The 25,740-nt window shown below is 33.7% G+C and carries 31 protein-coding genes; 12 read left to right on the top strand and 19 right to left on the bottom strand.

Annotated features, from left to right (window positions below; all coding sequences use genetic code 11):
* Positions 1-82: 82 nt before the first annotated feature.
* The gene (gene alr, locus D9R05_RS04515) at positions 83-1,192 is read right to left on the bottom strand and encodes an alanine racemase (RefSeq protein ID WP_121666044.1); all 1,110 of its coding nucleotides are present in this window, start codon (positions 1,190-1,192) and stop codon (positions 83-85) included.
* 3 nt (positions 1,193-1,195) lie between these two features.
* The gene (locus D9R05_RS04510) at positions 1,196-1,831 is read right to left on the bottom strand and encodes a thymidine kinase (RefSeq protein WP_121666043.1); all 636 of its coding nucleotides are present in this window, start codon (positions 1,829-1,831) and stop codon (positions 1,196-1,198) included.
* Positions 1,832-1,932: 101 nt separating this feature from the next.
* Here D9R05_RS04510 and D9R05_RS04505 point away from each other — a divergent pair, with 101 nt between their 5' ends.
* Complete coding sequence (locus D9R05_RS04505) at positions 1,933-2,976, top strand: hypothetical protein (RefSeq protein ID WP_121666042.1); 1,044 nt, start codon at positions 1,933-1,935, stop codon at positions 2,974-2,976.
* Entirely contained in the window at positions 2,976-3,647 is a 672-nt protein-coding gene (rsmI, locus tag D9R05_RS04500; RefSeq protein WP_121666041.1) for a 16S rRNA (cytidine(1402)-2'-O)-methyltransferase, read from the top strand. Before D9R05_RS04505 ends, rsmI begins: the two co-directional genes overlap by 1 nt.
* Positions 3,648-3,700: 53 nt before the next feature.
* Here rsmI and D9R05_RS04495 read toward each other — a convergent pair whose 3' ends face one another.
* Entirely contained in the window at positions 3,701-4,102 is a 402-nt protein-coding gene (locus D9R05_RS04495; RefSeq protein WP_121666040.1) for an ankyrin repeat domain-containing protein, read from the bottom strand.
* A 144-nt stretch (positions 4,103-4,246) separates the two neighbouring features.
* A complete protein-coding gene (locus D9R05_RS04490) occupies positions 4,247-4,666 on the bottom strand; it encodes a hypothetical protein (RefSeq protein WP_121666039.1) in 420 nt (139 codons plus the stop codon).
* 133 nt (positions 4,667-4,799) lie between these two features.
* Between D9R05_RS04490 and D9R05_RS04485 the strand changes: the two genes are divergently transcribed.
* Complete coding sequence (locus D9R05_RS04485) at positions 4,800-5,072, top strand: hypothetical protein (RefSeq protein WP_162984895.1); 273 nt, start codon at positions 4,800-4,802, stop codon at positions 5,070-5,072.
* On the opposite strand, the gene D9R05_RS04480 is transcribed toward D9R05_RS04485, so the two are convergent.
* Positions 5,069-5,659, bottom strand: a complete 591-nt coding sequence (locus tag D9R05_RS04480; protein ID WP_121666037.1) for a carboxymuconolactone decarboxylase family protein — start codon at positions 5,657-5,659, stop codon at positions 5,069-5,071. The two genes, D9R05_RS04485 and D9R05_RS04480, sit on opposite strands and share 4 nt — an antisense overlap.
* A gap of 92 nt (positions 5,660-5,751) precedes the next feature.
* Between D9R05_RS04480 and recJ the strand changes: the two genes are divergently transcribed.
* The 3 genes from recJ (at position 5,752) to D9R05_RS04465 (ending at position 8,216) form a co-directional block, all read left to right on the top strand.
* The gene (recJ, locus tag D9R05_RS04475; protein ID WP_121666036.1) at positions 5,752-7,443 is read left to right on the top strand and encodes a single-stranded-DNA-specific exonuclease RecJ; all 1,692 of its coding nucleotides are present in this window, start codon (positions 5,752-5,754) and stop codon (positions 7,441-7,443) included.
* A 173-nt stretch (positions 7,444-7,616) separates the two neighbouring features.
* Positions 7,617-7,814: a hypothetical protein gene (locus D9R05_RS04470; RefSeq protein WP_121666035.1), complete on the top strand. Its 198-nt coding sequence runs from the start codon at positions 7,617-7,619 to the stop codon at positions 7,812-7,814.
* A 63-nt stretch (positions 7,815-7,877) separates the two neighbouring features.
* Positions 7,878-8,216, top strand: a complete 339-nt coding sequence (locus D9R05_RS04465) for a DUF6686 family protein (protein ID WP_121666034.1) — start codon at positions 7,878-7,880, stop codon at positions 8,214-8,216.
* Here D9R05_RS04465 and D9R05_RS04460 read toward each other — a convergent pair.
* On the bottom strand, positions 8,213-8,965 hold the full coding sequence (locus tag D9R05_RS04460) for a UDP-2,3-diacylglucosamine diphosphatase (protein WP_121666033.1): 753 nt from the start codon (positions 8,963-8,965) through the stop codon (positions 8,213-8,215). The genes D9R05_RS04465 and D9R05_RS04460 overlap by 4 nt on opposite strands.
* A gap of 145 nt (positions 8,966-9,110) precedes the next feature.
* On the bottom strand, positions 9,111-9,560 hold the full coding sequence (locus D9R05_RS04455) for a 6-pyruvoyl trahydropterin synthase family protein (protein WP_121666032.1): 450 nt from the start codon (positions 9,558-9,560) through the stop codon (positions 9,111-9,113).
* Between the two features lie 247 nt (positions 9,561-9,807).
* Between D9R05_RS04455 and D9R05_RS04450 the strand changes: the two genes are divergently transcribed.
* Positions 9,808-10,449, top strand: a complete 642-nt coding sequence (locus D9R05_RS04450; RefSeq protein ID WP_240462920.1) for a 2OG-Fe(II) oxygenase — start codon at positions 9,808-9,810, stop codon at positions 10,447-10,449.
* Here D9R05_RS04450 and D9R05_RS04445 read toward each other — a convergent pair.
* The 7 genes from D9R05_RS04445 to D9R05_RS04415 all read right to left on the bottom strand — a co-directional run bounded on the left by D9R05_RS04445 (position 10,424) and on the right by D9R05_RS04415 (position 17,489).
* A complete protein-coding gene (locus D9R05_RS04445) occupies positions 10,424-11,521 on the bottom strand; it encodes a sulfotransferase family protein (protein ID WP_121666030.1) in 1,098 nt (365 codons plus the stop codon). The genes D9R05_RS04450 and D9R05_RS04445 overlap by 26 nt on opposite strands.
* Before the next feature lie 75 nt (positions 11,522-11,596).
* Positions 11,597-11,818, bottom strand: coding sequence for a hypothetical protein (locus D9R05_RS04440; protein WP_121666029.1), 222 nt, complete (start codon positions 11,816-11,818; stop codon positions 11,597-11,599).
* A 110-nt stretch (positions 11,819-11,928) separates the two neighbouring features.
* The gene (locus D9R05_RS04435) at positions 11,929-13,392 is read right to left on the bottom strand and encodes a magnesium chelatase (protein WP_121666028.1); all 1,464 of its coding nucleotides are present in this window, start codon (positions 13,390-13,392) and stop codon (positions 11,929-11,931) included.
* Between the two features lie 15 nt (positions 13,393-13,407).
* Positions 13,408-14,523, bottom strand: coding sequence for a vWA domain-containing protein (locus tag D9R05_RS04430; RefSeq protein WP_121666027.1), 1,116 nt, complete (start codon positions 14,521-14,523; stop codon positions 13,408-13,410).
* A 94-nt stretch (positions 14,524-14,617) separates the two neighbouring features.
* Positions 14,618-15,952: an MATE family efflux transporter gene (locus D9R05_RS04425; protein ID WP_121666026.1), complete on the bottom strand. Its 1,335-nt coding sequence runs from the start codon at positions 15,950-15,952 to the stop codon at positions 14,618-14,620.
* Positions 15,953-15,966: 14 nt separating this feature from the next.
* On the bottom strand, positions 15,967-16,479 hold the full coding sequence (locus D9R05_RS04420) for an acyl-CoA thioesterase (protein WP_121666025.1): 513 nt from the start codon (positions 16,477-16,479) through the stop codon (positions 15,967-15,969).
* 44 nt (positions 16,480-16,523) lie between these two features.
* The gene (locus D9R05_RS04415; protein WP_121666024.1) at positions 16,524-17,489 is read right to left on the bottom strand and encodes an HU domain-containing protein; all 966 of its coding nucleotides are present in this window, start codon (positions 17,487-17,489) and stop codon (positions 16,524-16,526) included.
* A gap of 97 nt (positions 17,490-17,586) precedes the next feature.
* On the opposite strand from D9R05_RS04415, the gene dprA reads away from it, so the two are divergent.
* From dprA to D9R05_RS04395, 4 genes are read left to right on the top strand one after another with little or no spacing between them, the layout of a single operon-like run.
* Positions 17,587-18,687: a DNA-processing protein DprA gene (gene dprA / locus D9R05_RS04410; protein WP_121666023.1), complete on the top strand. Its 1,101-nt coding sequence runs from the start codon at positions 17,587-17,589 to the stop codon at positions 18,685-18,687.
* A gap of 50 nt (positions 18,688-18,737) precedes the next feature.
* Complete coding sequence (locus D9R05_RS04405; protein WP_121666022.1) at positions 18,738-19,337, top strand: hypothetical protein; 600 nt, start codon at positions 18,738-18,740, stop codon at positions 19,335-19,337.
* Between the two features lie 33 nt (positions 19,338-19,370).
* The gene (locus tag D9R05_RS04400) at positions 19,371-19,592 is read left to right on the top strand and encodes a PLD nuclease N-terminal domain-containing protein (RefSeq protein ID WP_121666021.1); all 222 of its coding nucleotides are present in this window, start codon (positions 19,371-19,373) and stop codon (positions 19,590-19,592) included.
* Between the two features lie 11 nt (positions 19,593-19,603).
* Complete coding sequence (locus D9R05_RS04395) at positions 19,604-19,990, top strand: hypothetical protein (protein ID WP_121666020.1); 387 nt, start codon at positions 19,604-19,606, stop codon at positions 19,988-19,990.
* A 155-nt stretch (positions 19,991-20,145) separates the two neighbouring features.
* On the opposite strand, the gene trpS is transcribed toward D9R05_RS04395, so the two are convergent.
* On the bottom strand, positions 20,146-21,114 hold the full coding sequence (gene trpS / locus D9R05_RS04390; protein WP_121666019.1) for a tryptophan--tRNA ligase: 969 nt from the start codon (positions 21,112-21,114) through the stop codon (positions 20,146-20,148).
* A 78-nt stretch (positions 21,115-21,192) separates the two neighbouring features.
* Here trpS and D9R05_RS04385 point away from each other — a divergent pair, with 78 nt between their 5' ends.
* Positions 21,193-21,933 carry a lysophospholipid acyltransferase family protein gene (locus D9R05_RS04385; RefSeq protein ID WP_121666018.1) on the top strand — a complete coding sequence of 247 codons (741 nt, stop codon included), beginning with the start codon at positions 21,193-21,195 and terminating at the stop codon, positions 21,931-21,933.
* Positions 21,934-21,936: 3 nt separating this feature from the next.
* Here the strand turns inward: D9R05_RS04385 and D9R05_RS04380 are convergent, their stop codons facing one another.
* The 4 genes from D9R05_RS04380 to recA all read right to left on the bottom strand — a co-directional run bounded on the left by D9R05_RS04380 (position 21,937) and on the right by recA (position 25,610).
* Positions 21,937-23,481 (bottom strand): hypothetical protein, encoded by a 1,545-nt coding sequence (locus D9R05_RS04380; protein WP_121666017.1) that lies wholly within the window; start codon positions 23,479-23,481, stop codon positions 21,937-21,939.
* Positions 23,478-24,029, bottom strand: a complete 552-nt coding sequence (locus tag D9R05_RS04375; protein ID WP_121666016.1) for an RNA polymerase sigma factor — start codon at positions 24,027-24,029, stop codon at positions 23,478-23,480. The genes D9R05_RS04380 and D9R05_RS04375 overlap by 4 nt, the downstream gene beginning before the upstream one ends.
* Positions 24,030-24,044: 15 nt before the next feature.
* Positions 24,045-24,464, bottom strand: a complete 420-nt coding sequence (locus D9R05_RS04370; protein ID WP_162984894.1) for a hypothetical protein — start codon at positions 24,462-24,464, stop codon at positions 24,045-24,047.
* Positions 24,465-24,596: 132 nt separating this feature from the next.
* Positions 24,597-25,610, bottom strand: a complete 1,014-nt coding sequence (recA, locus tag D9R05_RS04365; protein WP_121666014.1) for a recombinase RecA — start codon at positions 25,608-25,610, stop codon at positions 24,597-24,599.
* Positions 25,611-25,740 lie beyond the last annotated feature (130 nt).

Below are 25,740 nucleotides of genomic sequence, written 5' to 3'. Positions count from 1 at the left end.
CTTTCGGTTTATAGAATTTGAAAAAAAGACCCTGCCTTTTGAACAGGGTTTAATTAGAGTTAAATGAATAGTGTAGCGGTGACTACGATTCTATGATTTTTCTTTTAACGCGTTGTGAAATGGAGGTAATTAATTCATAAGAAATAGTTCCGGCATTATTTGCAAATTCTTCGGCGCTTTTTTCTTTTCCGAAGAGAATTACTTCGTCGCCTTCTTTGCAATCTATTCCGCTAATATCAATCATCAGCATATCCATACAAACATTACCGATAATTGGCGCAAGTTTTCCATTGATTAAAACATTGGTTTTTTGTGCGCCGTAAATTCTATTGATTCCGTCTGCGTGACCCAATGGAAGCGTCGCTGTTTTCGAGTCTTTTTCTGCTTTAAATTTTCTATTGTAACCAACACTTTCCCCTTTTTTTATATGATGAATTTGAGAAATGATAGTTTTTAGAGAAGCTACGGGAATTAATTTTTTATCCTCTTCAGCAGAATTTCCGAAACCGTATAAGCCAATTCCGGTGCGCACCATATCAAAATGTGCTTCGGGATAATTTATAATCCCTGAAGTGTTACATAAATGCTGAGTGGGTTTATAATGTAATCCTTCACTAATTTTTTGACTTACTTTTTTATAGGTTTCAATTTGTTGTATGGTAAAATCTTTTTCACCTGGATCTTCGCTAGCCGCTAAATGAGAAAAAATGCCTTCAATTTTTACACTCTTCGTATCATTGAGCTGTGTTAAAATATAATTGACTTCATCTGGATCAAAACCTAATCTATTTAAGCCAGTATTCAATTTTAAGTGAATAGGATAATGCTTTTGTTTATGGGCTTCCGCGGAAGCGATAAAATGCTTTAACACATATTTACTGTAAATACTCGGTGTTAAGCAGTGCTGAATAATTTCTTCAAAATTGGCAGATTGTGGGTGAAGAACTAAAATGGGTTTGCTAATTCCGCCCTTACGCAAAGAAATTCCTTCGTGGGTGTAAGCGACGGCAAAAAAATCGATGCCTAAATCTTGTAGTTTTTGAGCAATTTTCACAGAATCACTTCCGTAGGCAAACGCTTTTACAACACCCATAATTTTGGTGTTTCCAGAAATTTTTGAACGTAAATAGTTAAAATTATGTTCTAAAGATTTTAGGTTTATTTCTAAAATAGTTTCGTGCGTTTTTGCCATAAATTATTCTTTCTTCTTCGAGATTTCTTCAATATCGTTCAGCTCAATTTTTTTCACTTTTTCAGTAAGCATGGCTTTGTAATAGGCAGCTCTGCTTAAAGGTTCATACTCTTCGGTTTCGCCTAACATAACTAAATCTTTATTAGCCGATTTTCTAAAACTGTATTGTGCTAAATTTCCAGTTCTTGTACAAACCGCGTGCACTTTGGTTACATATTCTGCTGTTGCCATTAAATTTGGCATCGGTCCAAAGGGATTTCCTTTAAAATCCATATCTAATCCGGCAACAATAACGCGCACGCCTTTATTGGCCAAATCGTTACAAACGGTTACAATTTCATCATCAAAAAATTGCGCTTCATCAATCCCAATTACATCGCAATTATCTGCTAAAATTCTAATGTTTGCTGCTGCGGGAACAGGTGTAGAACGAATTTCATTAGCATCGTGAGAAACAACCATATCTTCATCATAACGTCTATCTAGCGCGGGTTTAAAAATTTCTACTTTTTGCTTGGCAAATTGCGCACGCTTTAAGCGGCGGATAAGTTCTTCGGTTTTTCCGGAAAACATACTTCCGCAAATAACTTCAATCCAACCAAATTGCTCTTCCTGATTTACTGTATTTTCGAGAAACATTTTGTAATTTTCAGCACTAAAACAGGAAAATTCCTGTTACATTAAATGAAAGATAAATTTACTAAAAATACAACCGCCCCAAAAAAGTAAAGCATAAAGTTATGAAGAAGTCGCTTGAAGGAGAATTATTAAGTATTGCACACCGAATTTTACAGTTGAAAAACAAAGCAGATGTGCACGAATTAAAGGCCGTAACCGGTGTTTTGTATGAAAAATTATCGGTTTTATCTTTTGCTGAAAAACACTTTTCGGATCCGCAACCGAGCATTGGAAAAAAACAAATTGAGGAAGCGTTAAGTGAAAAAACTGCTGAAGAAAAACCTAAAAAAAATGAAGCAGATAAAACACGACTCGACGGAACCGAACATAACACAGAACCTCTTACGCAACCTAATACGGAGTTGATAAAAAGCATTGTGGCAGAAATGCCGATGGAAATAATTAAAGAAATTAAGGAAAGAAATTATCGCCCCGATGGTTTAGAACACAATGAAGAGGCCATTACCGAGCCAAATACAGAGAAAATAAAAGATATCGTGGCTCAAATGTTTCCTGAATCGCAACAAGTAGATGAGGTCTTAGATGAAATTCTTCCCGAAAAAGAAGAAAAAACAAAAGACGAATTGCGCGATTTGGGCGTTCATTACGATGAATTGCCGCAGTTTGAACCAGTTTCTAAAAACACCAATTCTTCTAAGGAAAAAGAAACTTCAAATGAAGAACAACCGATAGAAAAAGAGGCGGAAAAAAATTCTGACGAAACACAAGAAGAAGAAAAAAATGAAAGTCCAATAAGTGAAACGCCGAAACAAGAAGAATTATTTCAGCCAGAAATCCCGGAATTTGAGCCGAAAGACCAATCAAAAAAAACCAACGATTTAGCAGGGCAAAAACGCTCGTTAAATGACCGTTTAAAAAAAGGAATTAACATTGGCCTAAATGACAGGTTAGCTTATATAAAGCATTTGTTTGATGGCAATGCGGCAGATTATAACCGCGTACTTTCACAACTTAATACAATTGAAAATTTCGCAGAAGCACAAAGTTTTATTCAGGAACAAATAAAACCTGATTATAATAATTGGGAAGGAAAAGAGGAGTACGAAGCTCGTTTTTTAGAAGCCATAGAAAATAGATTTGACTAATGGGAAAACTGTTTATTGTCCCAACGCCCATCGGCAATTTAGACGATATGACTTTTAGAGCGGTAAAGGTTTTAAAAGAAGTCGACTTTATTTTAGCTGAAGACACGAGAACAAGCGGAAAATTGATGAAGCATTTTGAAATTACCACGCAAATGCACAGTCATCATATGCATAATGAACATAAAACAGTAAAGTTAATTACAGACCGTTTAAATAGTGGAGAAACCGCAGCATTAATAAGTGATGCAGGAACACCGGCAATTTCTGATCCCGGTTTTTTACTGACTAGAGCTTGTGTTGAAAATAATATAGAAGTCGATTGTTTACCTGGCGCAACAGCTTTTGTCCCTGCGTTAGTTAATAGTGGTTTACCAAATGATAAATTTGTATTCGAAGGATTTTTACCGGTAAAAAAAGGACGCCAAACGCGTTTAGAAATTTTAGCCGAAGAAAAAAGAACCATGATTTTTTATGAATCGCCTCATAAATTACTGAAAACATTGGGTCATTTTTCAAAATATTTTGGAGAAGATCGTCAAGTTTCTGTTTCACGAGAAATTTCTAAAATGCACGAAGAAACGATCCGTGGAAGCATAAAAGAAGTGGAAAGTCATTTTCAAGCAAAAGCACCAAAAGGCGAAATTGTAATAATTGTTTCGGGCAAAAAATAAAGTGGTTTATCGCAAGTTGCAACAAACCACCTTTGTGATGATTTTTTTAAGAACTATTTTTTCTGTTCTGTAGCTTGAATAACAGCTAACACTTCTTTTGCATTAGAAAGTTCTGCAAATTTTTTAGCAGTGTATTTTTCAGAATCAGAGGTAATTCTTAAATCAGCTCCGTGAGCAATTAATAAACTTAAAACTTCAGCTTTGTTATACCGCGCGGCGTACATTGCCGGCGTTTTACCTAATGATTTTTGGTTTACGTCTTCTCCTAAATCAATTAGTTGTTTTACAACATTGATATTTCCCTTCATTACTGCTTTACAAAAAGAATTAAGTGTTTCTTTTGCGTCTAATTCGTAAGTAGAAATAGGTTGTGGTTCTTCTACGTTAGCATTAATGTTTGCAAAACTTATAGCAGAAATTAAAGCTAAAGCCAGTGTTAAAATTGTTTTTTTCATGATGAATAATTTTGATTAATGTTTTAGTCTTGAGTACGTTACTCTATTATAATAGACTAAATTAATTGATAATTGTTCCACTAATTCAACTAAAATTTTAAAAAATCATCATGCTAATATGAAGAGAATGAGCTTCTAAGAAAATTATGAAGCATTATAATCGCATAATTTTTGGAGTAAATTTTTAAATTCTTGCACAGAATTTTCCTGATAATTTGCGAGGTTTATTTCGGTAATACTGTGGTCTTTGAGCTCTACACGTAAACTTTTTTCAATTTGTTCGTACGTATAAATATCATCAATTTTTATACGTTGTACGGGTGAATTTATTAATCGATATTTTAAAAAAATAGCATCGTAAACCACTTGATTTTTTTTGATTTGCGAATTGATGAGTACATAAATAATAGCAATATTTGCGATGGCAATAAGGTAAAAGTAGAAAAAATCTTTGGTGGTGTAATAGGCCACAAAACCAATAATCATAAACAAAATTCCTAGCAGTAGAAAAATGAGATGACGTAAAGTGTTTTTATGTTTAAACTTCAGCTTTTCTTGATCCATAATTATATTTATAATAATAAGCGAAAGGTATTTAATTTTTATGGGCTTGAAAAATGAATATGAATTTACAAAAATAAAAAAGAAAGAAATTTACTATCTTTAAGGGTTGAGCAATAATAAAGCACTTTTTTACATGAGTTTTGGAGGTTCGGTACATGCTATGATTACAACGTTAAAAAATAACGCGCGTTCTCGTTCTACTTATTTTGATAAAGAATACTCTTCAGTAAAAAGTAAACAAGCAGGAATTCCTATTGAAAAAATATCACCGGAAGAACTTCAAAAAATTAGAATCCGTTTACAAAAAGAAAATAAACAACGAACACGAAAAAGAATCTTAATTTTTTCTGTTATTTTTTTACTTATTGCAGCATTAACAATTTTCCTTTTAGAAGAATTTATTTAAGCGTGTTTTCCAGGATTCCATCCGGTTTTTTGCAAATACTTTTCACCACTTTCTACGGCGCCTTTTTCAATAGAAGTTCCCATAGAATCATTCCATCGGTTTAAATAACCAAAAAGAGAAATAACGCCTAGCATTTCTACAACTTCACCTTCATTCCAGTATTTATATAAGCGTTTTTTTAAGTTTTCATCAACCGCATTGGGAACTTGAGATGCCGCTAAAGAAAAGTCTAGCGCAACGCGTTCTGCTTCAGAAAAAGCCTGATGAGTTTTATAATCCCAAATATTGTCTAGTTTCTCCTGTTCAGCTCCGTAACGTTCTGCAGCTCTAATGGCGTGTGCTTGACAATACCTACAACCTGTAGCGTTGCTGCTTACCCAAGCAATCATTCGTTTTAAAGCTGAAGTCAACTTTCCTTCATTCGCCATAACCGCTTTATTCAACTGAATAAAAGCTTTGCTAATTGCCGGTCTATGTTGCATTGTGAGTACGCTGTTGGGGCAAAAACCGAGTGTTTCATTAAAAAATTCGGCAAGTTCTTTGGTTTCTTGATCGTGGTTTGGGTTTAAAGGAGAAACTAAGGGCATAAATTGTTTTATAAAGTTGTTTAGAAATAAGAAAGATAAGTATAATCTAGCAGAATTGAAATTTGTAATTTTATTCGCTAAATTTTCTTTCTATGCGCTGGACTCTAAAACCAAAACCTGATGCTAATAAAGTAGCTCAATTACAGAATGATTTGCAGGTGCCCCAAGCTATTGCATATTTATTGGTTCAGCGCGGTATAGAAACTTTTGAAGAAGCCAAGCACTTTTTTAGACCAAGTTTAGCAAAACTACATGATCCTTTTTTGATGACAGATATGGAAAAAGCGGTCAATCGGGTAGAAAAAGCCATTAACGAAAACGAAAATATAATGGTTTATGGTGATTATGATGTTGATGGAACCACAAGCGTTGCGCTCATGAGTTCTTATTTGAAAACGCGATCGCCACAAATTGCAAGTTACATTCCAGATCGTTATGCAGAAGGCTACGGTATTTCTTATACGGGAATAGATTTTGCAGCCGATAATGATATTACGTTAATTATTGCCTTAGACTGCGGAATAAAAGCAATCGAAAAAGTTGCTTACGCTAAAGAAAAAGGAATCGATTTTATTATTTGCGATCACCACCGGCCGGGAAAAGAAATTCCAAAAGCCTTTGCCGTTTTAGACCCAAAAAGAGAAGATTGCGAATATCCTTACAAGGAATTGTGTGGTTGTGGTGTTGGCTTTAAATTAATTCAAGCCCTAGAACATAAGCTTGGTAATTCTGCTGAAACCTTATTACCTTATTTAGATTTGGTAGCAACGGCTATTGGAGCAGATATTGTTCCTATTACAGGAGAAAACCGCATTTTGGCTTATCACGGATTACAAGTAATTAACACACTTCCGCGTAACGGATTCAAAGCAATTTTAGATCAGGTAAAAAAAGAAAAACTCACCATAACCGATGTAGTTTTTATAATCGCACCGCGCATAAATGCTGCAGGAAGAATGAAACATGGCTTGCACGCTGTAGAATTATTAACTGAAGAAAATTTAGAACAAGCGCAGAAATTCGCACAAGAAATAGATCAATTTAATAGCGATAGAAAAGAAGCCGATAAATCTATAACTCAAGAAGCTTTACAGCAAATTGAAACGGCCAACGAGCAAAAAAGATTTACTACCGTTGTTTACCAAGAAGATTGGCATAAAGGCGTTATTGGCATTGTGGCATCACGACTTACAGAAACCTATTATCGTCCAACCTTGGTGTTTACCAAAAGTGGAGATAAATTAGCAGCATCGGCACGTTCTGTAAAAGGCTTTGACGTATATAATGCTTTAGAAGCTTGCACCGATTTTATTGAACAATTTGGCGGACATAAATACGCTGCGGGATTAACTTTGTTAGAAGAACAGTACGAAGGTTTCAAACAAAAATTTGAAGAAGTCGTTTCTCAACGTATAGAACCGCGTTTATTAACACCAGAAATAGCAATAGATATGAGCCTAGCGCTAAAAGAAATTACGCCAAAGTTTTATCGTATTTTAAAGCAATTTGCGCCATTTGGTCCCGGAAATATGACGCCCGTTTTTCTAAGCGAAAATTTATGCGATACAGGATTTGCAAAGCCAGTTGGACAAGAAAAAAAACATTTAAAATGTAGCGTTCAGCAGTTGCCAGATAAAAAATTTATAGGAGCAATAGGTTTTAATTTAGGCGAAAAATTTTCTCTAGTAGAACATAAAAAGCCATTTGATGCGGTCTATTCTATCGATGAAAATGAATGGAACGGAAATGTTTCTCTTCAACTAAAGCTAAGAGATTTGCAATAAAAATTTGGGCAAAACCCTTCGCTTAAAAAAGCTCGGGTCGGGCTATACACTACAATCTTTTTATTTTTTTTCACTAAAAATTAAAAAGGATTTCCGTTGCTATCCCTTTTGCAAAAACAGTTGGTTTTTTAGCTCTATTAAAATTGTTATATTTAAGTTTTAAACTTTTAGTTATGAATCGAATATCATCTTTAAAAAACAAAAATTTTTTACCCTTACATAATATTTTAGCAATTGCAGGAATGGCGGTTTTTGCCATAATTGCTAATCAACTTAATTGGTGGCAAGATTATACCGCTTTTATAATGATTCCTCTGTTAGGAACATATTTTATCGGAAAATATGTTAGTAAAAAAGAACAAGAGAAATAAAGTGAATTTTTGTTTAGAACAATTCTAAATAATTAATATCTTTGATTGTAAATTTTGCAATCAATGGAAGATCTACAATTTATTTATCGCAATAATTTTGGCCTCGCTTTTTTCTGGAAAAATAAGGGTGATAAAATTCAAGTGGTTTTTAGGAATACAGGTTTTTATTTAAATTTAGAAGAGCTAAGGATTTTTCAACAACATGTTTTAGAAACCACTAATCAGCAATGTTGCGAGAATTGCAGAACGTCTAGAAAATGTCGGTCTTTGTTATTAAGAACACCTTCAGAGAAAATAGAATTGGCCGTGAACAGCGAAGAGTTAGAGGATATAAATGAATTGTTAGGCGGTACAATTTTTAAATTAGAGCAACATGAATATTTAAAAACTTGTGCTAATTAATATTCTTGTAAACTAAAATTTTCTCCATCAAAAACGCCGTAAGTGTACTGCGTAATCCAGTCGCCTAAATTAAAATAAGTAGAATTTCTGCCCACTTCAATTTCCATTGGTAAATGCCGATGACCAAATACAAAATAATCGTAATGTTTTTGGCTTAATTTTCTCTTGGCGTACTGTGCAAGCCATTCATTTTCTTCGCCTAAAAATTTGGCATCTTCATCGCCTGAAATCAGTTTGTTTTTAACAGACAAATGTTTTGCCAACGGAACGCCAATATCGGGATGTAACCAGCGGTACAACCATTTTGAAAACGGATTGGTAAAGACTTTTTTCATCCGTTTGTAACCTTTATCTCCAGGACCTAAGCCGTCGCCGTGACCGATGAGAAATTTTTTGTTGTTAAAAGTAAATTCTTGCGGTTTGTGATAAACGGGAATATTGAGTTCTTTTTCAAAATAATCGTCCATCCATAAATCGTGGTTTCCTACAAAAAAATAAATAGGAATTCCACTGTCTTTTATTTGGGCGAGTTTTCCGAGAACGCGCACAAATCCTTTGGGAACAACATGTTTATACTCAAACCAAAAATCGAATAAATCACCTAAAAGAAAAATTGCAGCGGCATCTTTTTGCACTTCGTCTAGCCATTTTACAAACTTTTCTTCACGAGGTTTGCTGGCAATGGTAGTTGGTGCGCCTAAATGATTATCGCTGGAAAAATATATTTTTTTGCCTTCGGGAATTTGCATAAACTAATTTATAAAGTCAAATATACTTATTTCTGTGGATGCTTTTGCGTTAGGGATTGAACGCTTTGTTTAAGCTCTTTTAAAATTTTAGCATAAAAAATTGAGAAAAGCGAGTAGTGAAAGCCCGACCCGTTAGGGAAACGCCCTAATTATCACTTGCATACCATTCTGCAAAACTGGTTTCGGTTTCTTGTAATTTTAAGGAATGTAATTGAATATTTTTTGGCAACCGCGCTTTAATCTTTTCGGCAAAATCAATCACCATTTGCTCACTTGTAGGCTGGTAATCTACCAAAATAACATTATGGCCACGTTTTTCTAACTCATTAGCAAGTTCTAAATGTGGTGTGTTTTTGTTGAAAACAGTGGCATGATCAAACTTATCTACAATTTCTTCTTTTACAATTTTTTTGAGGTCGCCAAAATCTATGACCATTCCAAATTTTACGTGGGTAGTATCGTCAATCGGTGTGCCAATTACGGTAACGCTAAGCTTATAACTATGGCCGTGAACATTTCTGCATTTGCCATCATAGCCATAAAGTGCGTGGCCGGTTTCAAAATTAAATTGCTTGGTAATGCGAATATTGCTCATTATTTTTTTAATTTTTTATAGACAATTACGGCAATTAATGCTACAGCTAAGATCAAGAATAATCCCGGACCGCTTAAGAATTTTAAAATATCCACCTCTTTGTGTTTTATATTATTGTTTGCAAAGTTACACAATATAGTTAAGCAGAACGATTTTTGGTTTTTGAGTATTTGATTTGAATTTTTTTAGAAAAATCATTTTGTATCTAATAATAGACTAAATTTGCAAGGCTTTTTTTAACATTAAAGTGAATAGTGTAGAACTTTTTGAACAGCTAGATTTCCAGGTAAATCGGCAGTTTGAGCAGGTTATAGAAGATCTGTCTGAGCAAAAATTTTGTATTGTAGATCAATTTTTTTCGCTAGAAGAAGTTGAAATATTAAGAACAGCTTTACTCGAGAAATACGAAGAGGACCAGTTTAAAAAATCGGCCATTGGTAACAAAACAAATGAGGCGATTGAGAAAACGATTCGCGGCGATTTTATTCTTTGGATAAATGAAGCGGAGCAAAACGAAACAGAAAAGCTGTTTTTTACTAAAATTAATGAGCTTGTAAATTACTTAAACAGAACTTGTTTTATGGGAATTTTGCATAAAGAATTTCATTATGCGGTTTACCCAAAAGGCACTTTTTATAAACGACATTTAGATACATTTCAAAACGATAGTCGTAGAAAACTTTCTATGGTTTGTTACTTTAACGATGAAACTTGGCAAAAAGAAAATGGCGGAGAATTGGTAATTTATAAAGAAAACACCACCGAAGAAATTATTTATCCGATGCCTGGCAGAATGGTGATTTTTGAAAGTCAATTCTTAGAGCACGAAGTAAAACCGGTACAATTTGATAAACGTTTAAGTATTACCGGTTGGTTGAAGACGCGTTAAGTTTTTTTATTTCATCTGAAATATTATGGAATATTTTTGGCTTTAATGAAGAATTAATATTCGAATAAAAAACTCGCATAAAAACAGGTGATAAATAATATATTTTAATAATATAATTTTTCACTTGATGTGTAAGTTTTTCTAAAAAAGGAGTTTTTATTTCTATGTCTGAAACAGTTTTGTAATTATATTGCTTCATAAAAGACATACAAATCTTTTCAATCACTGCAATGTCTTCTTCGCTAAGATCATTTTTCCACAGATTCAAAGAATTTTTATTAATTGGTTTTTTTGTATTTTTATGATATTTATGAAACAGCTGAAGTTTCATTTTGCTTTCTGCGGTATTTTTTTCAATTAATTCTTCTACAATTCCTTTTTTAAGGTGCTCGTTAAAATTGAGCATTTTTGAATTAAACTCTATTCCTAAAAATTGTGAAATTTCTTTTAATGTATCTATAGGGTTATCTACAAAATGCTCGTAGTAAACCGATAAAAACCTATTTTTAGGAAGTTTACTTTTGTTTTTTTCTATTGCAGTATTATAATCTTTCCACATATATGCCGCAGCAAAATAATTAGGTTGCATTTCAGCTTTACAGTGAGATCGACAACTTGCGCGTGGATCACGAATTAGATGAATGAATTTTGCCTTAGGAAATAACTTTAAAAGCTCAGGAATGAAAAGTGAATTGATTGGGTTTTTGTCTACAATAATTTGTTTGTTTTCTTTTTCAAAAAAAGAAATATAATGTGCGTAAACAAGTTTACAAAGCTGAGAAAAGCTGGTGTTAGAAGGTTGATTTAAAATTTCTTGTTTAAGGTTTTCACGATCTAAATTCCATAAGTAATAAATTTTTTCATCTAAAAAAAGATCTTCATAAAATTGTAATAATTGCTTATAATTCCACTTTCTTGTATGGGCGTATTTGGCGTATAAAAAAATGATGAATCTAGATTCTATTGGAGCAATAATATTAGGGTTGGCATCTAGCATTAATTGCATTAAAGTGCTGCCAGACCTACCGGCACAAACAATAAAAAAGATGGGTTTTTCTGAAGCTTTCTTCATGCTATTCCTTTGCTTCAAAAATACAGTATTCTTATTAGCAAAATAAAGGAGAATGAGTAATATTTAAAAAAACAGTTAACTTTTTTCTTGTTCTTTTTTTAGCTTTTCAAAATCTTCACGACGTTCTTTTTTTTTATAACGTCCATAAAGAAGTACAATAACAGCAAGGATGACAACAATAGTTATATATGCCCAGTTTTCAAAAAAGAACTCTTCAAAAGAATAGACACCATATTCTTTACCGGGTTCGGTTTCGTCGGGTTTAGGAATTTCTTTTTGTTGAATATTTACTAACATACCTGTTGTTTTACAAGGAAGTTAAGCTTATTTAGTAAAACAACAGGTTCTTTTCAGAGATTTTTAACTTGAAAGTACTATTTAAAACACCAGTTTTATATTATCTGTCTTTATAAATTATTGATGTAATTTCCGTATAAGTCTTGAAATTGTAAACCTTCATTAAAACGATGTTTGCTTAATTTATTGAAAGCTGCCAATCCCCAGAGTGCAAATTCCATTACGAAATAACGTTCGTTTTCACTTAAATCGGGTTGATATTTTTCAACTAAATCTTTAAGCGGTTCAATTTCATTGAGGGTTTTATTGTATTGTTTCTCCGTTAAATTGTCGGCTAATTCTACGCCGCTTGACTCAAAAAACCACTGGGTAATTTCATCATACGGGTTTTCTTCATTTTCTTTCTGAAGTTTTTCAATCTTCGGAAATAACTCTGGAAAAATAGTTTTCACCGAATTTTCAATCAATTGTTGCGCCACAAAAGCCGCGCCTTCTTGTTCACCTTCATAAAGCAATTCTACTTTTCCGGTAATTGAAGGAATTACGCCCATAAAATCGCCAAAACGAAGTATCGTATTTTCATCGCCATTATGTAAAGCTCTGCGTTCGGCGGTGCTCAATAAATTTTGAAAAGCAGTAATACTCATCCGTGCGCTAATTCCACTTTTAATATCTACATATTCACTTTCGCGCGCTTCAAAACTTATTTGTTCCAATAAATCTTTAGCCAATTCCGGAACTTTTACATGATTTTTTTGTTCGGCTTCTAAATTTGCCTCTTGTTCGGTAATGGTTTTAGCAATTTCAATTGAAGTAGGATAGTGGGTTAAAATTTGCGACCCAATTCTATCTTTTAACGGCGTAACAATGCTTCCGCGATTGGTGTAATCTTCAGGATTTGCGGTAAAAATAAATTGTAAATCGAGCGGCATTCGTAATTTAAAACCACGAATTTGAATGTCGCCTTCTTGTAAAATATTGAATAATGCCACTTGAATTCGAGCTTGTAAATCGGGCAATTCATTAATGACGAAAATACAGCGATTGGCTCGCGGGATCATACCAAAATGAATAACGCGATCATCGGCATAACTCAATTTTAGATTTGCCGCTTTTATCGGGTCAACATCACCAATTAAATCGGCTACCGTAACATCTGGTGTGGCAAGTTTTTCAGAAAAACGCTCATCACGATGCAACCAAGAAATAGGTGTTTTATCTCCTTTTTCTGAAATGAGTTCTTTTGCAAAACGAGAAATCGGCTCAAATGGATCGTCATTAATTTCTGAACCTTCCACTACCGGAATATATTCATCTAATAATTGAACCATTAACCGCGCCAACCTAGTTTTTGCTTGGCCACGTAAACCGAGTAAATTAATATTATGTTTAGAAAGTATAGCGCGTTCCAATTCAGGAATTACGCTGTGCTCGTAACCGTGGACACCTTTAAAAACGGTTTCCTTTTTTTTAATTTTTTCAAGTAAATTTTCTCGGAGTTCTTCTTTAATTCCGCGCGATTTATAACCCGTTTTTTTGAGTTCGCCAAAGGTTTTTATATTAGTTAAATTCATAGTATTTTTTCTATTTTATCGTATTCTTTTTTTTCGGTTGGCTTCATAATCTTCAAAAATCATTTCTCCTAATCCGTCTAAACCGGTGTAATAGGCTTTTCCTTGATTAGATTCTGAAAAATTTTCTACAAATTGTTGCAAATAAGGATCAGAAGCGATCATAAATGTGGTTATTGGAATATTTAATTTTCTTGCTTGAGCCGCCATATTGTAACATTTATGGGTAATATGCGGATCTAATCCCATTGAATTTTTATAATACGTACCATCGCGTAACCGCAAGCAACTTGGTTTTCCGTCGGTAATCATAAAAATTTGTTTGTTGGAATTTCTTTTTCTGCGAAGAATATCCATTGCTAATTGCAATCCGGCGACCGTATTCGTGTGAAACGGACCGACTTGCAAATAGGGCAAATCTTTAATTTTAATTGGCCACGCATCATTTCCGAAAACAATTACATCAAGCGTATCTTTTGGGTAGCGCGTAATAATGAGTTCTGCCAAGGCCATGGCAACTTTTTTTGCCGGCGTAATTCTATCTTCACCGTACAAAATCATACTGTGGCTAATATCAATCATCAAAACCGTACTCATTTGCGCTTTGTATTGGCTGTCTTCTACAACTAAATCATCTTCAGTTAGATTGAAATTACCAATTCCGTGGTTAATTTGTGCGTTTTTTAAGCTTTCAGTAACTGAAATTTTTTCAACTGAATCGCCGTATTGATAATTTCTGAATTCTCCAGTTGTATCATCAGAATTTCCTTTGATCTTGGTTTTATGATTTCCGGAATTTCCTTTGCGCATTTTTCCGAAAATTTGATTTAAAGCGCGTTGACGAATAGCTTGTTCTGTTTTTGAAGTAATTGCCATTCCGCCTTTGCCGTCGGGTTTTATGCGTTCTTGAATATATCCTTTCTTCTTTAGATCTTCAATAAAATCATCAATCGTATAATCTTCTGTTGTTAATTTATATTCTTTATCTAATTGGCGTAACCAATCGATTGCTTCATCGAAATCGCCTGAAGTAAACGTGATTAATTCTTTAAAAATTTCAAATAATTTTTCAAACGGACTTTGGTAAGGCGCTTCATAATTTTTAAAAATAAATCCTTTGCGAACATCATTCATAGCATTCTCCTAAATTTATCTTTAAAAATAAGGTATTTTGGAAAGAGTAGAAATGCTACAGATGTTAAACTGAAACTAATGTTTTAAAAAAAAGTCAGACTTCTTTCTGTAAATATTTTCTTCGGAATTTAATAACCAAGGTAGAACTTCTTATAAGCATCCACACAAAAAAACCGAGCCAAATAGCGTAGAGTTTTAAACCGAAATAATCGGCGATAAGTAAAGTTGGCGTAAAACCTAAAAAAGTAGCGATAAGCAAAACATTCCGTAAATATTTTGCTTCTCCCAAACCTTTAAAAATTCCGTCGAACATAAAAGCGATCGCATTGATAGGTTGCATTGCTAGAACAAGCCAAAAAACAGAACTGAATAAAGAAAGAACAACCACGTCTTTATTGAAAATTTCACCTATCTGCGTGTAAAAAATTCCGCATATAGCCATGAGAATTAATGCAATATAAACTGCATATTTACTGATGTCTTTACTTAAATTCCATAACCGAACATAATCTTTTGCACCCAATAATCTACCGCCAATAGCATTTCCGGCATTTGCATAACCGTCGATAAAAAAGGAGAAAAACAGCCAGATATTCATTAAAATACTTTGTGCTGCGATGTAATTTTTTCCGTAATCGGTTGCATACGCGTTTGCTAAATAAATAGCAAAATTTAGAGCTGCGGTGCGAACAAAAAGGTTGGCAGCCATTAATAAAAGCGGTTTCATTCGAGGATTTATATTGAAACTCAATTTTAAATGAAACGGAGTCTTTTTGAAGAAAAAATACAAAGCGATAATCAGCATCGTAGCTTGGGCCGCGATACTTGCATAAGCTGCTCCCGCTAAATGCATTGGCGGTATAAAACCTTCTATTCCGTAAACTAACAAGTAATCTAATCCTACATTTACAACAGCTCCGGCTAAACTGGCTTTCATTGCCCAAAGCGTGTTTTGTAAACCTCTAAAAATCCCGAAAATCGCGAAAGTTACCAGCGTTAGCGGATAGCCTAATGCACGAATCGTGTAATATTCTTCGGTGTAATCGAGAATTAATCCTTCAGCATTATAAGCGCTAAAAATACTTTCAGCAAAAAAAGCTGTAATTCCGTAAATCGCGAAACTCAATAATAAATTGAAAAAAATTGCCTGTGGAATTAAGGTTTTTACAGCGTGAATTCTGTTGGCGCCAAGATGTTGCGAAACAATTGCTGAAATTGCTGTTTTGGTTTGCGCGACAATCCAAATAATTGCCGATAGAAATGATCCGACAATTCCCGCTGCGGCTAAAGCTTCAACTGAATTTTTTTCAACATTACCAATAACCGCAATATCGGTTAACGAAATAAGCGGTTCTGCAATTCCCGCAATAATAGCAGGTATCGCAATTTTATTAATTTCTTTAAAGGAAACTTTTGGTGTGTTGGCCATCGTACATGGCTTTTTTAATCTTCAAATAAAGCTTTGAGTTCAGTTGCTTCGCTAGGCTTTAGTTTTCCGGCAAGTACTAAGCTTAATTGTTTTCTTCGCAGAGCGGCATCGTAGCGTTCTTGCTCTTCTTTAGTTTCAGGTTTTATTGGTGGAACCGGAACCGGCGCTCCGCTATCGTCTACAGCTACAAAGGTATAAATTGCATCATTTGCTTTGTTGCGTAAGCCACTTTCGCGATCTTCTACCCAAACATCAATCACAACTTCCATAGAACTTTTAAACGCGCGAGAAATATTAGCTTCAACGGTTACCACACTTCCTAAAGGAATCATTCGTTTAAAAGCTACGTGATTTACAGATGCGGTTACTACAATTCTTCTACTGTGGCGTCTTGCGGCGATACTTGCTGCACGGTCCATACGCGCCAATAACTCGCCTCCAAATAAATTATTTAGCGGATTGGTTTCACTCGGTAAAACTAAATCGGTTAAAATGGTGCGCGAATCTGTTGGAGATTTTGGTTCCATATCTATTTTTGGGCAAAGATAAGGTTTGTAACGTTAAGAGAAGCTTAAAGTTCTTGCACTAATAACCACGCATTTGGATTGTGATCTTTTTTAATAATTTTAAGTGCTTTTAGCGCTTCTAAACGGTTTTCGTAACTACTGTAAATTACTTGATGTAACCCATATTTATTGGTGCCAATTTCTCTTGCCTTAAAACCTTGATCGCGTAATTGCGTTAATTTTTGTGTTGCATTTTCTTTTAATCGAAAAGCACCTGCCACTACGTGATATTTTCCGGTTTGCGTGTCTACTTTAAACGTTATTTCCGGTAGTGGATTATCGATAGCAAAAGTGGCTTGCTGAATTTTTTGTTCTACTTTTTTTGCTGCTTTTTGCTGTTCAGCTATATTATGAGTTTTTACATCTTGGCTATACCAATTAGCTCCTAAAAAACCTGTTAAACCAATAGCTACAATACCTACTGCGGCATAACGCCAAATAGGGATGCTTCTTTTTTCTTCTTCTTTTTTAGGAAGCGATTTTACCGGTGTAGTTTTTTCCTCAACTTTATTTTCTGTAGTTGTTTCTTTTACATTTACTGCAGAAAAATTCGTTCTCGCAATAGCTTTTGAGGTGTACATTTCTGTACCAAAAGCTTCTAATAAATAATTATGATGATAAGAAGGCTGAAAAGCGAGTTGCTGATTTTCTAGGTAAAATGTACCGATATATTCTAGTTCAATTTTTCCTATCTCGTTTAGTGAAGTTTTTAATTCTGAAACAAATTCGGTTAGTTTCTGAATCGCTTCTTGGTATGAAATATCTTCAACCTGACTAATGTAATTGGTCAATAAACCGTCATTGTCAGTTAATTGTGCATTAAAAGAAATACTTTTTTTAGGCGGATAAAAAGCCTGTGTAGTCTCATGAATTTGTGCAGGTTTACGCTGACTAAGAAATGCGCCAAAGTTAGGAATGACAACGCATTCGTAACGATATAATAAATCTTTAATGTAGTTTTCTATCCTCATATATACAAAAGTAGTTTTTTTTTGAATAGTAAAAAAGAAGCCATATAAAATTTATGAACAAATCTTTTTCTGTACATTTAAAGCAGAGCTCTCTTTTATGACAACTTCAGAATTACTTTATCTTTTAGCTTTACAACGCGTACCTAATATTGGGGATATTTCAGCAAAAAAATTATTACGAACGATGGGTTCTGCTGAAGCAATCTTTAAAGCTAGTAAGAGTGAATTAAAGGCAATAGATGGAATTGGAAATTTTAAACTGAAAGATCTTCATAATTCCGATTATTTACATCAAGCCGAGAGTGAGCTAGGTTTTATAAAAGATAACGCTATTGAGATTCGTTATTTTGAAGACGCTGAATATCCCGAAAAGCTAAAACATTGTATTGATGCTCCAATTTTATTATTTCAGCAAGGCAATATAAATCTTCAGCAAAAAAAACTCATCAGCATTGTGGGAACTCGAAAAGCGACTAACCAAGGAATTGCTTTTTGTGAAAATTTAATAGAAAAATTAGCGCCGTTAAATCCCGTTATTATTTCAGGTTTTGCTTACGGTATTGATATTTGTGCGCATAAAGCTGCATTAAAGCACAACTTACAAACCGTTGGTTGTTTGGCACACGGGCTCGATCAAATTTATCCGAAATCACACGCAAAATATGTTGATGAGGTAAAAAACTATGGCGGATTAATGACTGATTTTTGGAGTAGTGCAACTTTTGATCGGAACAATTTTTTACGTCGAAATAGAATTATAGCAGGATTAAGTCAAGCTACATTAGTTATAGAAAGTGCAGAAAAAGGTGGGTCGCTAGTTACTGCAGATATTGCAAATTCTTATAATCGAGATGTTTTTGCCGTTCCCGGTAGAACAACCGATGCTTTTAGTAAAGGCTGTAATAATCTTATAAAAAGTCAGCAAGCACATATGCTTACCTGTCCGGAAGATTTAATATATATGCTGAATTGGGATTTGAAAAACCAACCCAAAAAAACACAGCCACAATTATTTATAAATCTTACCGAAGATGAAGAAAAAGTTCTAAAAGCATTACAACAAAAAGGGAAAGCAGAATTAGACGAACTTTCTTTGGTTATAAAAATGCCCACTTATAAAATAGCACCGCTTTTATTGAATTTAGAGTTGAATAATTTAGTGAGACCATTACCCGGTAAAATGTATGAAGTTATATAGAATGTAGTAAAAAAAATTATAGTTTTGGCATTTTAAAATGATAGCGAAATATGAAGAAACTATTTTTTATTGCTTGCATTAGCCTTGTAAGCTTATTTTCATTAAAAGCACAAGAGCAAGTAAATTCTTCAACAGCAAGTGTGGAAAAATCTATATTTGGTGTACAAACTGGATTTTTAGGTGTTTGGGGTAATTATGAATTGGGTTTATCAAATAGTATTTCTTTACGGACTGAAGTTGGCTTAGATATTTATTTCGACGAAGGTTTATTATTTGATCAAGATAACCTTACTTTTGGACTTACTCCTGTTATCACATTAGAACCAAGATGGTATTATAACCTACAAAAGAGATTACAAAAAAACAAAAATATCACTAAGAATTCGGGTAATTTTTTAAGCTTAGAAACAAGCTATAATCCAAACTTGTTTACAGTTTTCACTATTGGTGAAGAAGTTGAAATTCGCGATCAATTAACAATTATCCCAACTTGGGGAATACGTAGAACTTATTGGGATCATTTTACATTAGAAGCTGCTACAGGTTTAGGTTTAATGCACATCTTTGAAACCAAAGACAATCGCATAAGACTTGAAGCTGAAAACATTATTGCCCTAAAGCTATATTTTAGACTAGGCTATACGTTTTAAATTTCATAATTTTATAATAGAAAAAATTATTTTATGGAAATTTTACTTAATGATTTTTCTTATGGATTGTTTTTTTGGCAACTTTTCTTACTTCTGATATCTTTATTTCTCGGCTTAATTACACTAATCGATGTATTGCGACAAAGATTTGAAAATTATGAGAAAATAATGTGGATTTTTATAGGTTTTATTCCATTAATTGGTCCTGTTTTATATTTTCTTGTTGGAAGAAAGCAATGTAAATATTCAGACTAAAATAAATACCTATGAAAAATACCATTAAATTTTTATCGCTAGGTTTACTAGCAACAATATTATTCGCTTGTCAAGAAGAAAAAGCGCCTAAAGATCCGTTATATCTAAGCAATTTAGAACTTTCTATCGAGCTCGATAATTTTGGAGAGAATATGTACGAGGTTATCTTGATTGAAGATTTAACCAATAGCAAAATTTCAAAAACAGAAAAAGTAGAAGAATTTGAAATTGAACTAGAATCCTTTAAACAAGAAATTTCTGCAGATAAGACAGATTATTCTTTAATTGAAGTCAACAATCAATTACGGGCTTCAGAAATAAAAATAGAACGTCAAGGAGAATTGGTTTATCATTTTAAAGAACCGAAAGTATTGGTTTTTTCTGAAGAACTGAAATAAAGCAAAAAAAAAATGAGATTCTGAACTTGATTCAGAACCTCATTCTAATTATTATGAGAACCTGAATCAAGTTAAGGTTGACGTAAATACATTTCTTTAAACAACCTTTTTATCTAATTTATACCTTCTAAAAGCGAAGCGCTCTAATAACTAATTTAGTATCCTAATTTTTTACGAACACGTTCTAAAACGGCATTTGCAGTTTGTCGTGCTTTTTCGGCTCCTTTTTCGAGTGCAGCATCTAGCTCATCAAGATTATTCATGTAATACGTATATTTTTTGCGCTGTTCACTATATTTTTCGACAAGCAATTCAAACAAAGCTTGTTTTGCGTGACCATAGCCAAAATTACCGGCTTCGTATTTAGCCCTCATTTCTGCAGTTTGCTTTTCAGAAGCAATTACTTTATATAAATTAAAAACGTTACACGTATCCGGGTTTTTTGGTTCTTCTAAGGGCGTGCTATCGGTTTGAATTCCCATAACCTGTTTACGCAATTTTTTATCGGTTGTAAAAAGATTGATGAAGTTATCTCTCGATTTACTCATCTTTTCACCATCGGTTCCGGGAATATATTTAGTGTTTTCTTCAATTTTAGCTTCCGGCATCACAAAAGTTTCTCCCATTTGTGCGTGAAATCGAGAAGCCACATCACGCGTCATTTCAATATGCTGTAATTGATCTTTACCAACCGGAACGAATTCTGCATCATATAATAAAATATCAGCCGCCATTAACATCGGGTAAGTAAAAAGTCCTGAATTTACATCAGCTAAACGGTCGGCCTTGTCTTTAAAAGAATGAGCAAGAGTAAGACGCTGATAAGGAAAAAAACAACTTAAATACCAGCTAAGCTCAGTTGTTTGCGGAATATCACTTTGCCGATAAAAAACCGTTTTTTCTATATCTAGCCCAAATGCAAGCCAAGTTGCCGCAACAGAATAGGTGTTTTCTCGTAAAGTTTGCGCATCTTTTATTTGCGTTAAAGTGTGTAAATTGGCAATAAATAAATACGATTCGTTATTAGAATCGTTTGCCATATTTATAGCGGGAATAATCGCGCCAAGCAAATTTCCTAAGTGTGGAGTTCCGGTACTTTGTACTCCGGTTAGAATTCTGGCCATATCAGGTAAAATTTATTTTTTTGTAAAGGTATATTTTTTATAGAATTTGCTCCATACATTTTCTTATTTTTGAAGCTTATGAAATTTCTGAAAGCTATTTTAATTGGTTTATGGCGAATATGGTTTTACCTTTTAATTACGGTTACCATTATTGTGTTATTTCCGCTGTTGTTACTTTTTACTTCGCGGGAAAAATACTATCCAAAATTTTTCTACCTGGCTAGAATTTGGGCAAAAACCGTATTATTTGGTATGGGATTTTATCCTGTTTTAAAAAAAATAGAAAAACCTATTCAAGGCAAAAGCTACATGTTTGTTGCCAATCATACTTCTATGACAGACATTATGCTGATGTTATATTGTATTAAAAATCCGTTTGTATTTGTAGGAAAACGTGAGCTAGCAAGATTTCCTATTTTTGGGTTCTTTTATAAACGTACGTGTATTTTAGTTGATAGAAGTAACGTGAAAAGTAGAAATGCTGTTTTTGAACAAGCACAAAGAAGATTAAGTCAAGGTATTAGTATTTGTATTTTTCCTGAAGGTGGCGTTCCCGACGATTTAAGTATTGTATTAGATAATTTTAAAGATGGGGCTTTTCGTCTAGCCATAGACCATAAAATCCCGATCGTGCCGTTAGTTTTCTATGATAACAAAAAACGTTTTTCGTATACTTTTTTAAAAGCGAGTCCGGGTAAAATGAGAGCTAAAATTTTAAATTTTATTCCAACGGAAGATTATAAACCCACAGAGAAACGCATTTTAAGCGATAAAGTGCGTTCGCTTATTTTTGATGAATTGATAAAGGATAAAAAGTAATTCTTAAAACTTAAAACTTAAACCGGTGTAAACTCCAAAGTAATAAGGTTTAAAACCATTGGTATTTCCTGAAAATGTATTGAGTTGATATTTAAATGTTGGCTCTAAGCTCAAATCAAAACTTTTATTCAGTTCATAACCTAAGCCAAGTCCAAGGTTTGTACTAAAACTTAAATCGTTTAGATTATTAGCTTTTCCTAAATCTGTGGTTCCGCCGGCAGAGTTTATAGCAATAGAATTATCACTAAGTACCAATGTGCTCGCACCGCCAATTACATTAATATTAAAGCGTTCATTTAATAAAGCGTATTCAATTTCTAACGGAATTTCAACAAAACCTAATTGCTGATTTAATGTTCCTGAAGTATACGGAACGCCTCTTCCTTGCAACTCAGAAGAACCAACCTCTGCTTGACTTAACACCTGAATATTTTCTGAACTGCTATTTTTACGAAGTCCCTGCAAATTCATAGCGCTCACCGAAGAGGTAAAAACGATATCATTGGTGTTGTAGCTCATATTTACACGACTTACACCAGAGCGAATATTTATCTTTTCAGAAAGTGCATAAGCAAAATTCACCCCATAAGCCATTGTTACTTCTCCGCTAGAACTATTGTTGTTAAACTGCGAGTCTATAGTATTTCCGCCAGAAAGACTTCCGTAATAAATCGGAGAAACATTTGGTTTTACAGCCCACTTTGTCAATTTTTCTTCGCTTGTTTTTTGCTCTTCTTTAGTAGCTTCTTCTTCCAGTTTTTTTGCCTCTTCAATTAAAGAAGGTTTTTCTTCTTTAGTTATAATTTCTTCTGTTTCTACTTCCGCTAGACTAGTATTGTTTTCGTCATTTGTAAGCGAATTATTTTCAACTGAATTTGTAGTTTTTTCTATTTTGTTGAAGCTGTTTTTTTCTGAAGAATTTTTCGAAGTATTTTCTTGAGAAGCTGCTGCAATTGTAGCTTCATTTTTAAAATTATCACCCGATTTTTTTGAAGATTTAGCAGAAGCTATTCCTATAGATTCTTCTGAATTATTTTTGTCACTTACATTATTCTTAACAGCAGTAGAATTTAACGACTTATTTTTTTGAGCGTTGTTTTTTTCTGAAGTTGCTGTTGCAACCGAAGAGTTTTTAGGAGTTGAAAATTTGTTTTGTTTTTTTTCTTCAATAGCTTTTTGAGCCTTATTTTTTATTGAAAAACTTTCTGTAGCTACACCATTATCATGATTAAACTCTTCTTGTTCTGAAGTAGTAAAGGTTTTCTCTTTTGACTCAACTTTTATAGACTCTTTACTTTTTTGTGGAGAAGTAACCACATTGTTTTCTTTTGTAGGGTTAAAAAACAAAGCATTGCTCAGCAATAAAGCACCAATTAAAACTGCTGCTGCTCCTCCAATTTTATACCATAACGGAATAGCAATCGGGCGCTTTTTCTTCTTTTCTTGAAGTTCTTTTTTCAGATTTCCCCAAACTTTTTTGTTCGGTTTGGCTTCAAAGTCTTTAAACTTCTCTTGGAAAATCCTATCTATATGTTTTTTATCTTTCATTTTGCAAAACTTGTAGGCTTATTCATACTTTTTTTTTCGGCTACTTTTTCTTTCAAAATTTGGCGTGCTCTCGCTAAATTAGATTTTGAAGTCCCTACAGAAATACTCATCATTTCTGCAATTTCTTTATGAGAAAAACCATCTAAAGCATAGAGGTTAAAAACCATTCTATACCGGTCTGGTAATTCTTGTATTATGCTTAGTAAAAATTTTAGAGAAATATCTTCTTCTATAATTTCTACTTCGGGTTCCTTAATATTTTCTTCGTGCATTATTTCAAAGACCCGTTGCTCTTTTCTATAACGTTGCAATGCTGTGTTAATAACAATGCGTTTTAGCCAACCTTCAAAAGACCCTTTTCCTTGGTATTGTTTTATTTTATCAAAAATTGTTAAAAAAGCATCTTGTAAATTATCTTGAGCTTCTTGATAATTTCGAGAATATTTTAAGCAAACCCCAAAAAGCTTTGCCGAAAATAAACGGTAGAGCTGTTCTTGCGATTTTAAATCTTGCTGCTTACACTTTTTTATGAGTTGCTCAATACTCAAATATTCGTTTTTTAATTATTCAATTTTTACAGGTACTTCTTTGGTTAGGTAAATGGGTGCCCCTTCATCGTCTTCTCCTTGCCAAAACTTAAAGATATAAAAATCGTCTCGTTCCACGACGAAGTTTAAGTTTTCTATGCGTAAATCGTCTGTAAGTGAATCACAAGGCGGTTCATTTATCACGCTATTTACTACGCCAATTATTCGCTCGTTTTTAGTTTTAGTATAATCGTATCCTTCAAAATAATGGCAAGTAGTAGGTCGATTGTACGTAATCTGAAACCTGTATTCATTACCAAAATATAGGGTGTCAGGTAAATCAGCATCCATTACCGGAACAAGCTCTAAGGTAAAATCCACTTGACTTTCATCATCTAAAGAGCAACCTGCCAATAGAAAAAGAAAACTTATTAATATAAGGCTTTTTTTCGTCATCGTACTTTCTTAAACTTTGCTAATTAGGCACTTAGTTTATATAAGTAGATGAGCGTAATTCCAAAAGGTTGCGTTTAAACCAAAAAAAAGCCTGCGTATTACGCAGGCTTTTTTAAAAATATGTTTATTAAACTATGAAGTTGCTATTTTTATAGCTTCGGTTATTTTCTTTTCTAGCTCATCCATTAAATCAGGATTGTCTTTAAGTAGCGTTTTTACTGCATCTCTTCCTTGTCCTAATTTAGTGTCTTCATAACTAAACCAAGATCCGGCTTTTTTTATGATTTCGTAATCTACACCAATATCAATTATTTCACCTACTTTAGAAACGCCTTCTCCATACATAATGTCGAATTCTGCAGTTTTAAACGGCGGTGCTACTTTGTTTTTAACCACTTTTACGCGGGTTTTGTTTCCTTTTACATCGCTGTTGCTATCTTTAATTTGCGTTGAACGACGAATATCGAGACGAACCGAAGCGTAGAATTTTAAAGCATTTCCTCCAGTTGTAGTTTCTGGATTACCAAACATAACTCCGATTTTTTCACGAAGTTGATTAATGAAAATCACGGTACAGTTTGTTTTACTAATTGAAGAGGTTAACTTTCTAAGTGCTTGCGACATTAATCGAGCGTGTAATCCCATTTTAGAATCACCCATCTCACCCTCAATTTCACTTTTTGGTGTTAAAGCCGCAACCGAGTCAACTACAATAATATCAATTGCTCCTGAACGAATTAAATTATCGGCGATTTCTAGAGCCTGCTCTCCATGATCTGGTTGAGAGATAATTAAATTTTCAATATCGATCCCTAATTTTTCTGCGTAAAAACGGTCAAAAGCATGCTCTGCATCAATAAAAGCAGCAACGCCGCCAGCTTTTTGTGCTTCAGCAATGGCATGTAAAGTTAAAGTGGTTTTACCGGAAGATTCTGGTCCGTAAATTTCTACCACCCTTCCGCGAGGATAACCGCCAACACCTAAGGCTAAATCTAAACCTAAAGATCCAGAAGAAATAGCTTCTACATCCTGTACAGCTTGATCGCTCATTTTCATTACCGTCCCTTTGCCGTAGGTTTTATCTAACTTGTCTAGCGTTAACTTTAACGCTTTCATTTTTGCTTCTTTTTCCTTGTCTTTACTCATATTTTTAGGCTTACTAAAATGTTCTTGAAGAATCGCTAAGGTACTATAAGTTTTTCTGCATCACAATTCTCTACGCAACCTTTTTAATTTTTTTGTATCTACTTAAAAACAAGAAAAGAAAACCAGTGAG

This window comes from Mesonia aquimarina (assembly GCF_003667275.1).
GTDB classification, from domain to species: domain Bacteria; phylum Bacteroidota; class Bacteroidia; order Flavobacteriales; family Flavobacteriaceae; genus Mesonia; species Mesonia aquimarina.
The sequence above is the reverse complement of the archived record's forward strand: the minus strand, read 5'-3'. Positions and strand labels throughout refer to the sequence as shown.

Excerpts from the sequence above, each read along its gene's own strand:
- alr (WP_121666044.1), bottom strand. The coding sequence starts at position 1,192 with ATGGCAAAAACGCACGAAACTATTTTAGAAATAAACCTAAAATCTTTA.
- D9R05_RS04510 (WP_121666043.1), bottom strand. The coding sequence starts at position 1,831 with ATGTTTCTCGAAAATACAGTAAATCAGGAAGAGCAATTTGGTTGGATT.
- D9R05_RS04505 (WP_121666042.1), top strand. The coding sequence starts at position 1,933 with ATGAAGAAGTCGCTTGAAGGAGAATTATTAAGTATTGCACACCGAATT.
- rsmI (WP_121666041.1), top strand. The coding sequence starts at position 2,976 with ATGGGAAAACTGTTTATTGTCCCAACGCCCATCGGCAATTTAGACGAT.
- D9R05_RS04495 (WP_121666040.1), bottom strand. The coding sequence starts at position 4,102 with ATGAAAAAAACAATTTTAACACTGGCTTTAGCTTTAATTTCTGCTATA.
- D9R05_RS04490 (WP_121666039.1), bottom strand. The coding sequence starts at position 4,666 with ATGGATCAAGAAAAGCTGAAGTTTAAACATAAAAACACTTTACGTCAT.
- D9R05_RS04485 (WP_162984895.1), top strand. The coding sequence starts at position 4,800 with ATGAGTTTTGGAGGTTCGGTACATGCTATGATTACAACGTTAAAAAAT.
- D9R05_RS04480 (WP_121666037.1), bottom strand. The coding sequence starts at position 5,659 with ATGCCCTTAGTTTCTCCTTTAAACCCAAACCACGATCAAGAAACCAAA.
- recJ (WP_121666036.1), top strand. The coding sequence starts at position 5,752 with ATGCGCTGGACTCTAAAACCAAAACCTGATGCTAATAAAGTAGCTCAA.
- D9R05_RS04470 (WP_121666035.1), top strand. The coding sequence starts at position 7,617 with ATGAATCGAATATCATCTTTAAAAAACAAAAATTTTTTACCCTTACAT.
- D9R05_RS04465 (WP_121666034.1), top strand. The coding sequence starts at position 7,878 with ATGGAAGATCTACAATTTATTTATCGCAATAATTTTGGCCTCGCTTTT.
- D9R05_RS04460 (WP_121666033.1), bottom strand. The coding sequence starts at position 8,965 with ATGCAAATTCCCGAAGGCAAAAAAATATATTTTTCCAGCGATAATCAT.
- D9R05_RS04455 (WP_121666032.1), bottom strand. The coding sequence starts at position 9,560 with ATGAGCAATATTCGCATTACCAAGCAATTTAATTTTGAAACCGGCCAC.
- D9R05_RS04445 (WP_121666030.1), bottom strand. The coding sequence starts at position 11,521 with ATGAAGAAAGCTTCAGAAAAACCCATCTTTTTTATTGTTTGTGCCGGT.
- D9R05_RS04440 (WP_121666029.1), bottom strand. The coding sequence starts at position 11,818 with ATGTTAGTAAATATTCAACAAAAAGAAATTCCTAAACCCGACGAAACC.
- D9R05_RS04435 (WP_121666028.1), bottom strand. The coding sequence starts at position 13,392 with ATGAATTTAACTAATATAAAAACCTTTGGCGAACTCAAAAAAACGGGT.
- D9R05_RS04430 (WP_121666027.1), bottom strand. The coding sequence starts at position 14,523 with ATGAATGATGTTCGCAAAGGATTTATTTTTAAAAATTATGAAGCGCCT.
- D9R05_RS04425 (WP_121666026.1), bottom strand. The coding sequence starts at position 15,952 with ATGGCCAACACACCAAAAGTTTCCTTTAAAGAAATTAATAAAATTGCG.
- D9R05_RS04420 (WP_121666025.1), bottom strand. The coding sequence starts at position 16,479 with ATGGAACCAAAATCTCCAACAGATTCGCGCACCATTTTAACCGATTTA.
- D9R05_RS04415 (WP_121666024.1), bottom strand. The coding sequence starts at position 17,489 with ATGAGGATAGAAAACTACATTAAAGATTTATTATATCGTTACGAATGC.
- dprA (WP_121666023.1), top strand. The coding sequence starts at position 17,587 with ATGACAACTTCAGAATTACTTTATCTTTTAGCTTTACAACGCGTACCT.
- D9R05_RS04405 (WP_121666022.1), top strand. The coding sequence starts at position 18,738 with ATGAAGAAACTATTTTTTATTGCTTGCATTAGCCTTGTAAGCTTATTT.
- D9R05_RS04400 (WP_121666021.1), top strand. The coding sequence starts at position 19,371 with ATGGAAATTTTACTTAATGATTTTTCTTATGGATTGTTTTTTTGGCAA.
- D9R05_RS04395 (WP_121666020.1), top strand. The coding sequence starts at position 19,604 with ATGAAAAATACCATTAAATTTTTATCGCTAGGTTTACTAGCAACAATA.
- trpS (WP_121666019.1), bottom strand. The coding sequence starts at position 21,114 with ATGGCCAGAATTCTAACCGGAGTACAAAGTACCGGAACTCCACACTTA.
- D9R05_RS04385 (WP_121666018.1), top strand. The coding sequence starts at position 21,193 with ATGAAATTTCTGAAAGCTATTTTAATTGGTTTATGGCGAATATGGTTT.
- D9R05_RS04380 (WP_121666017.1), bottom strand. The coding sequence starts at position 23,481 with ATGAAAGATAAAAAACATATAGATAGGATTTTCCAAGAGAAGTTTAAA.
- D9R05_RS04370 (WP_162984894.1), bottom strand. The coding sequence starts at position 24,464 with ATGACGAAAAAAAGCCTTATATTAATAAGTTTTCTTTTTCTATTGGCA.
- recA (WP_121666014.1), bottom strand. The coding sequence starts at position 25,610 with ATGAGTAAAGACAAGGAAAAAGAAGCAAAAATGAAAGCGTTAAAGTTA.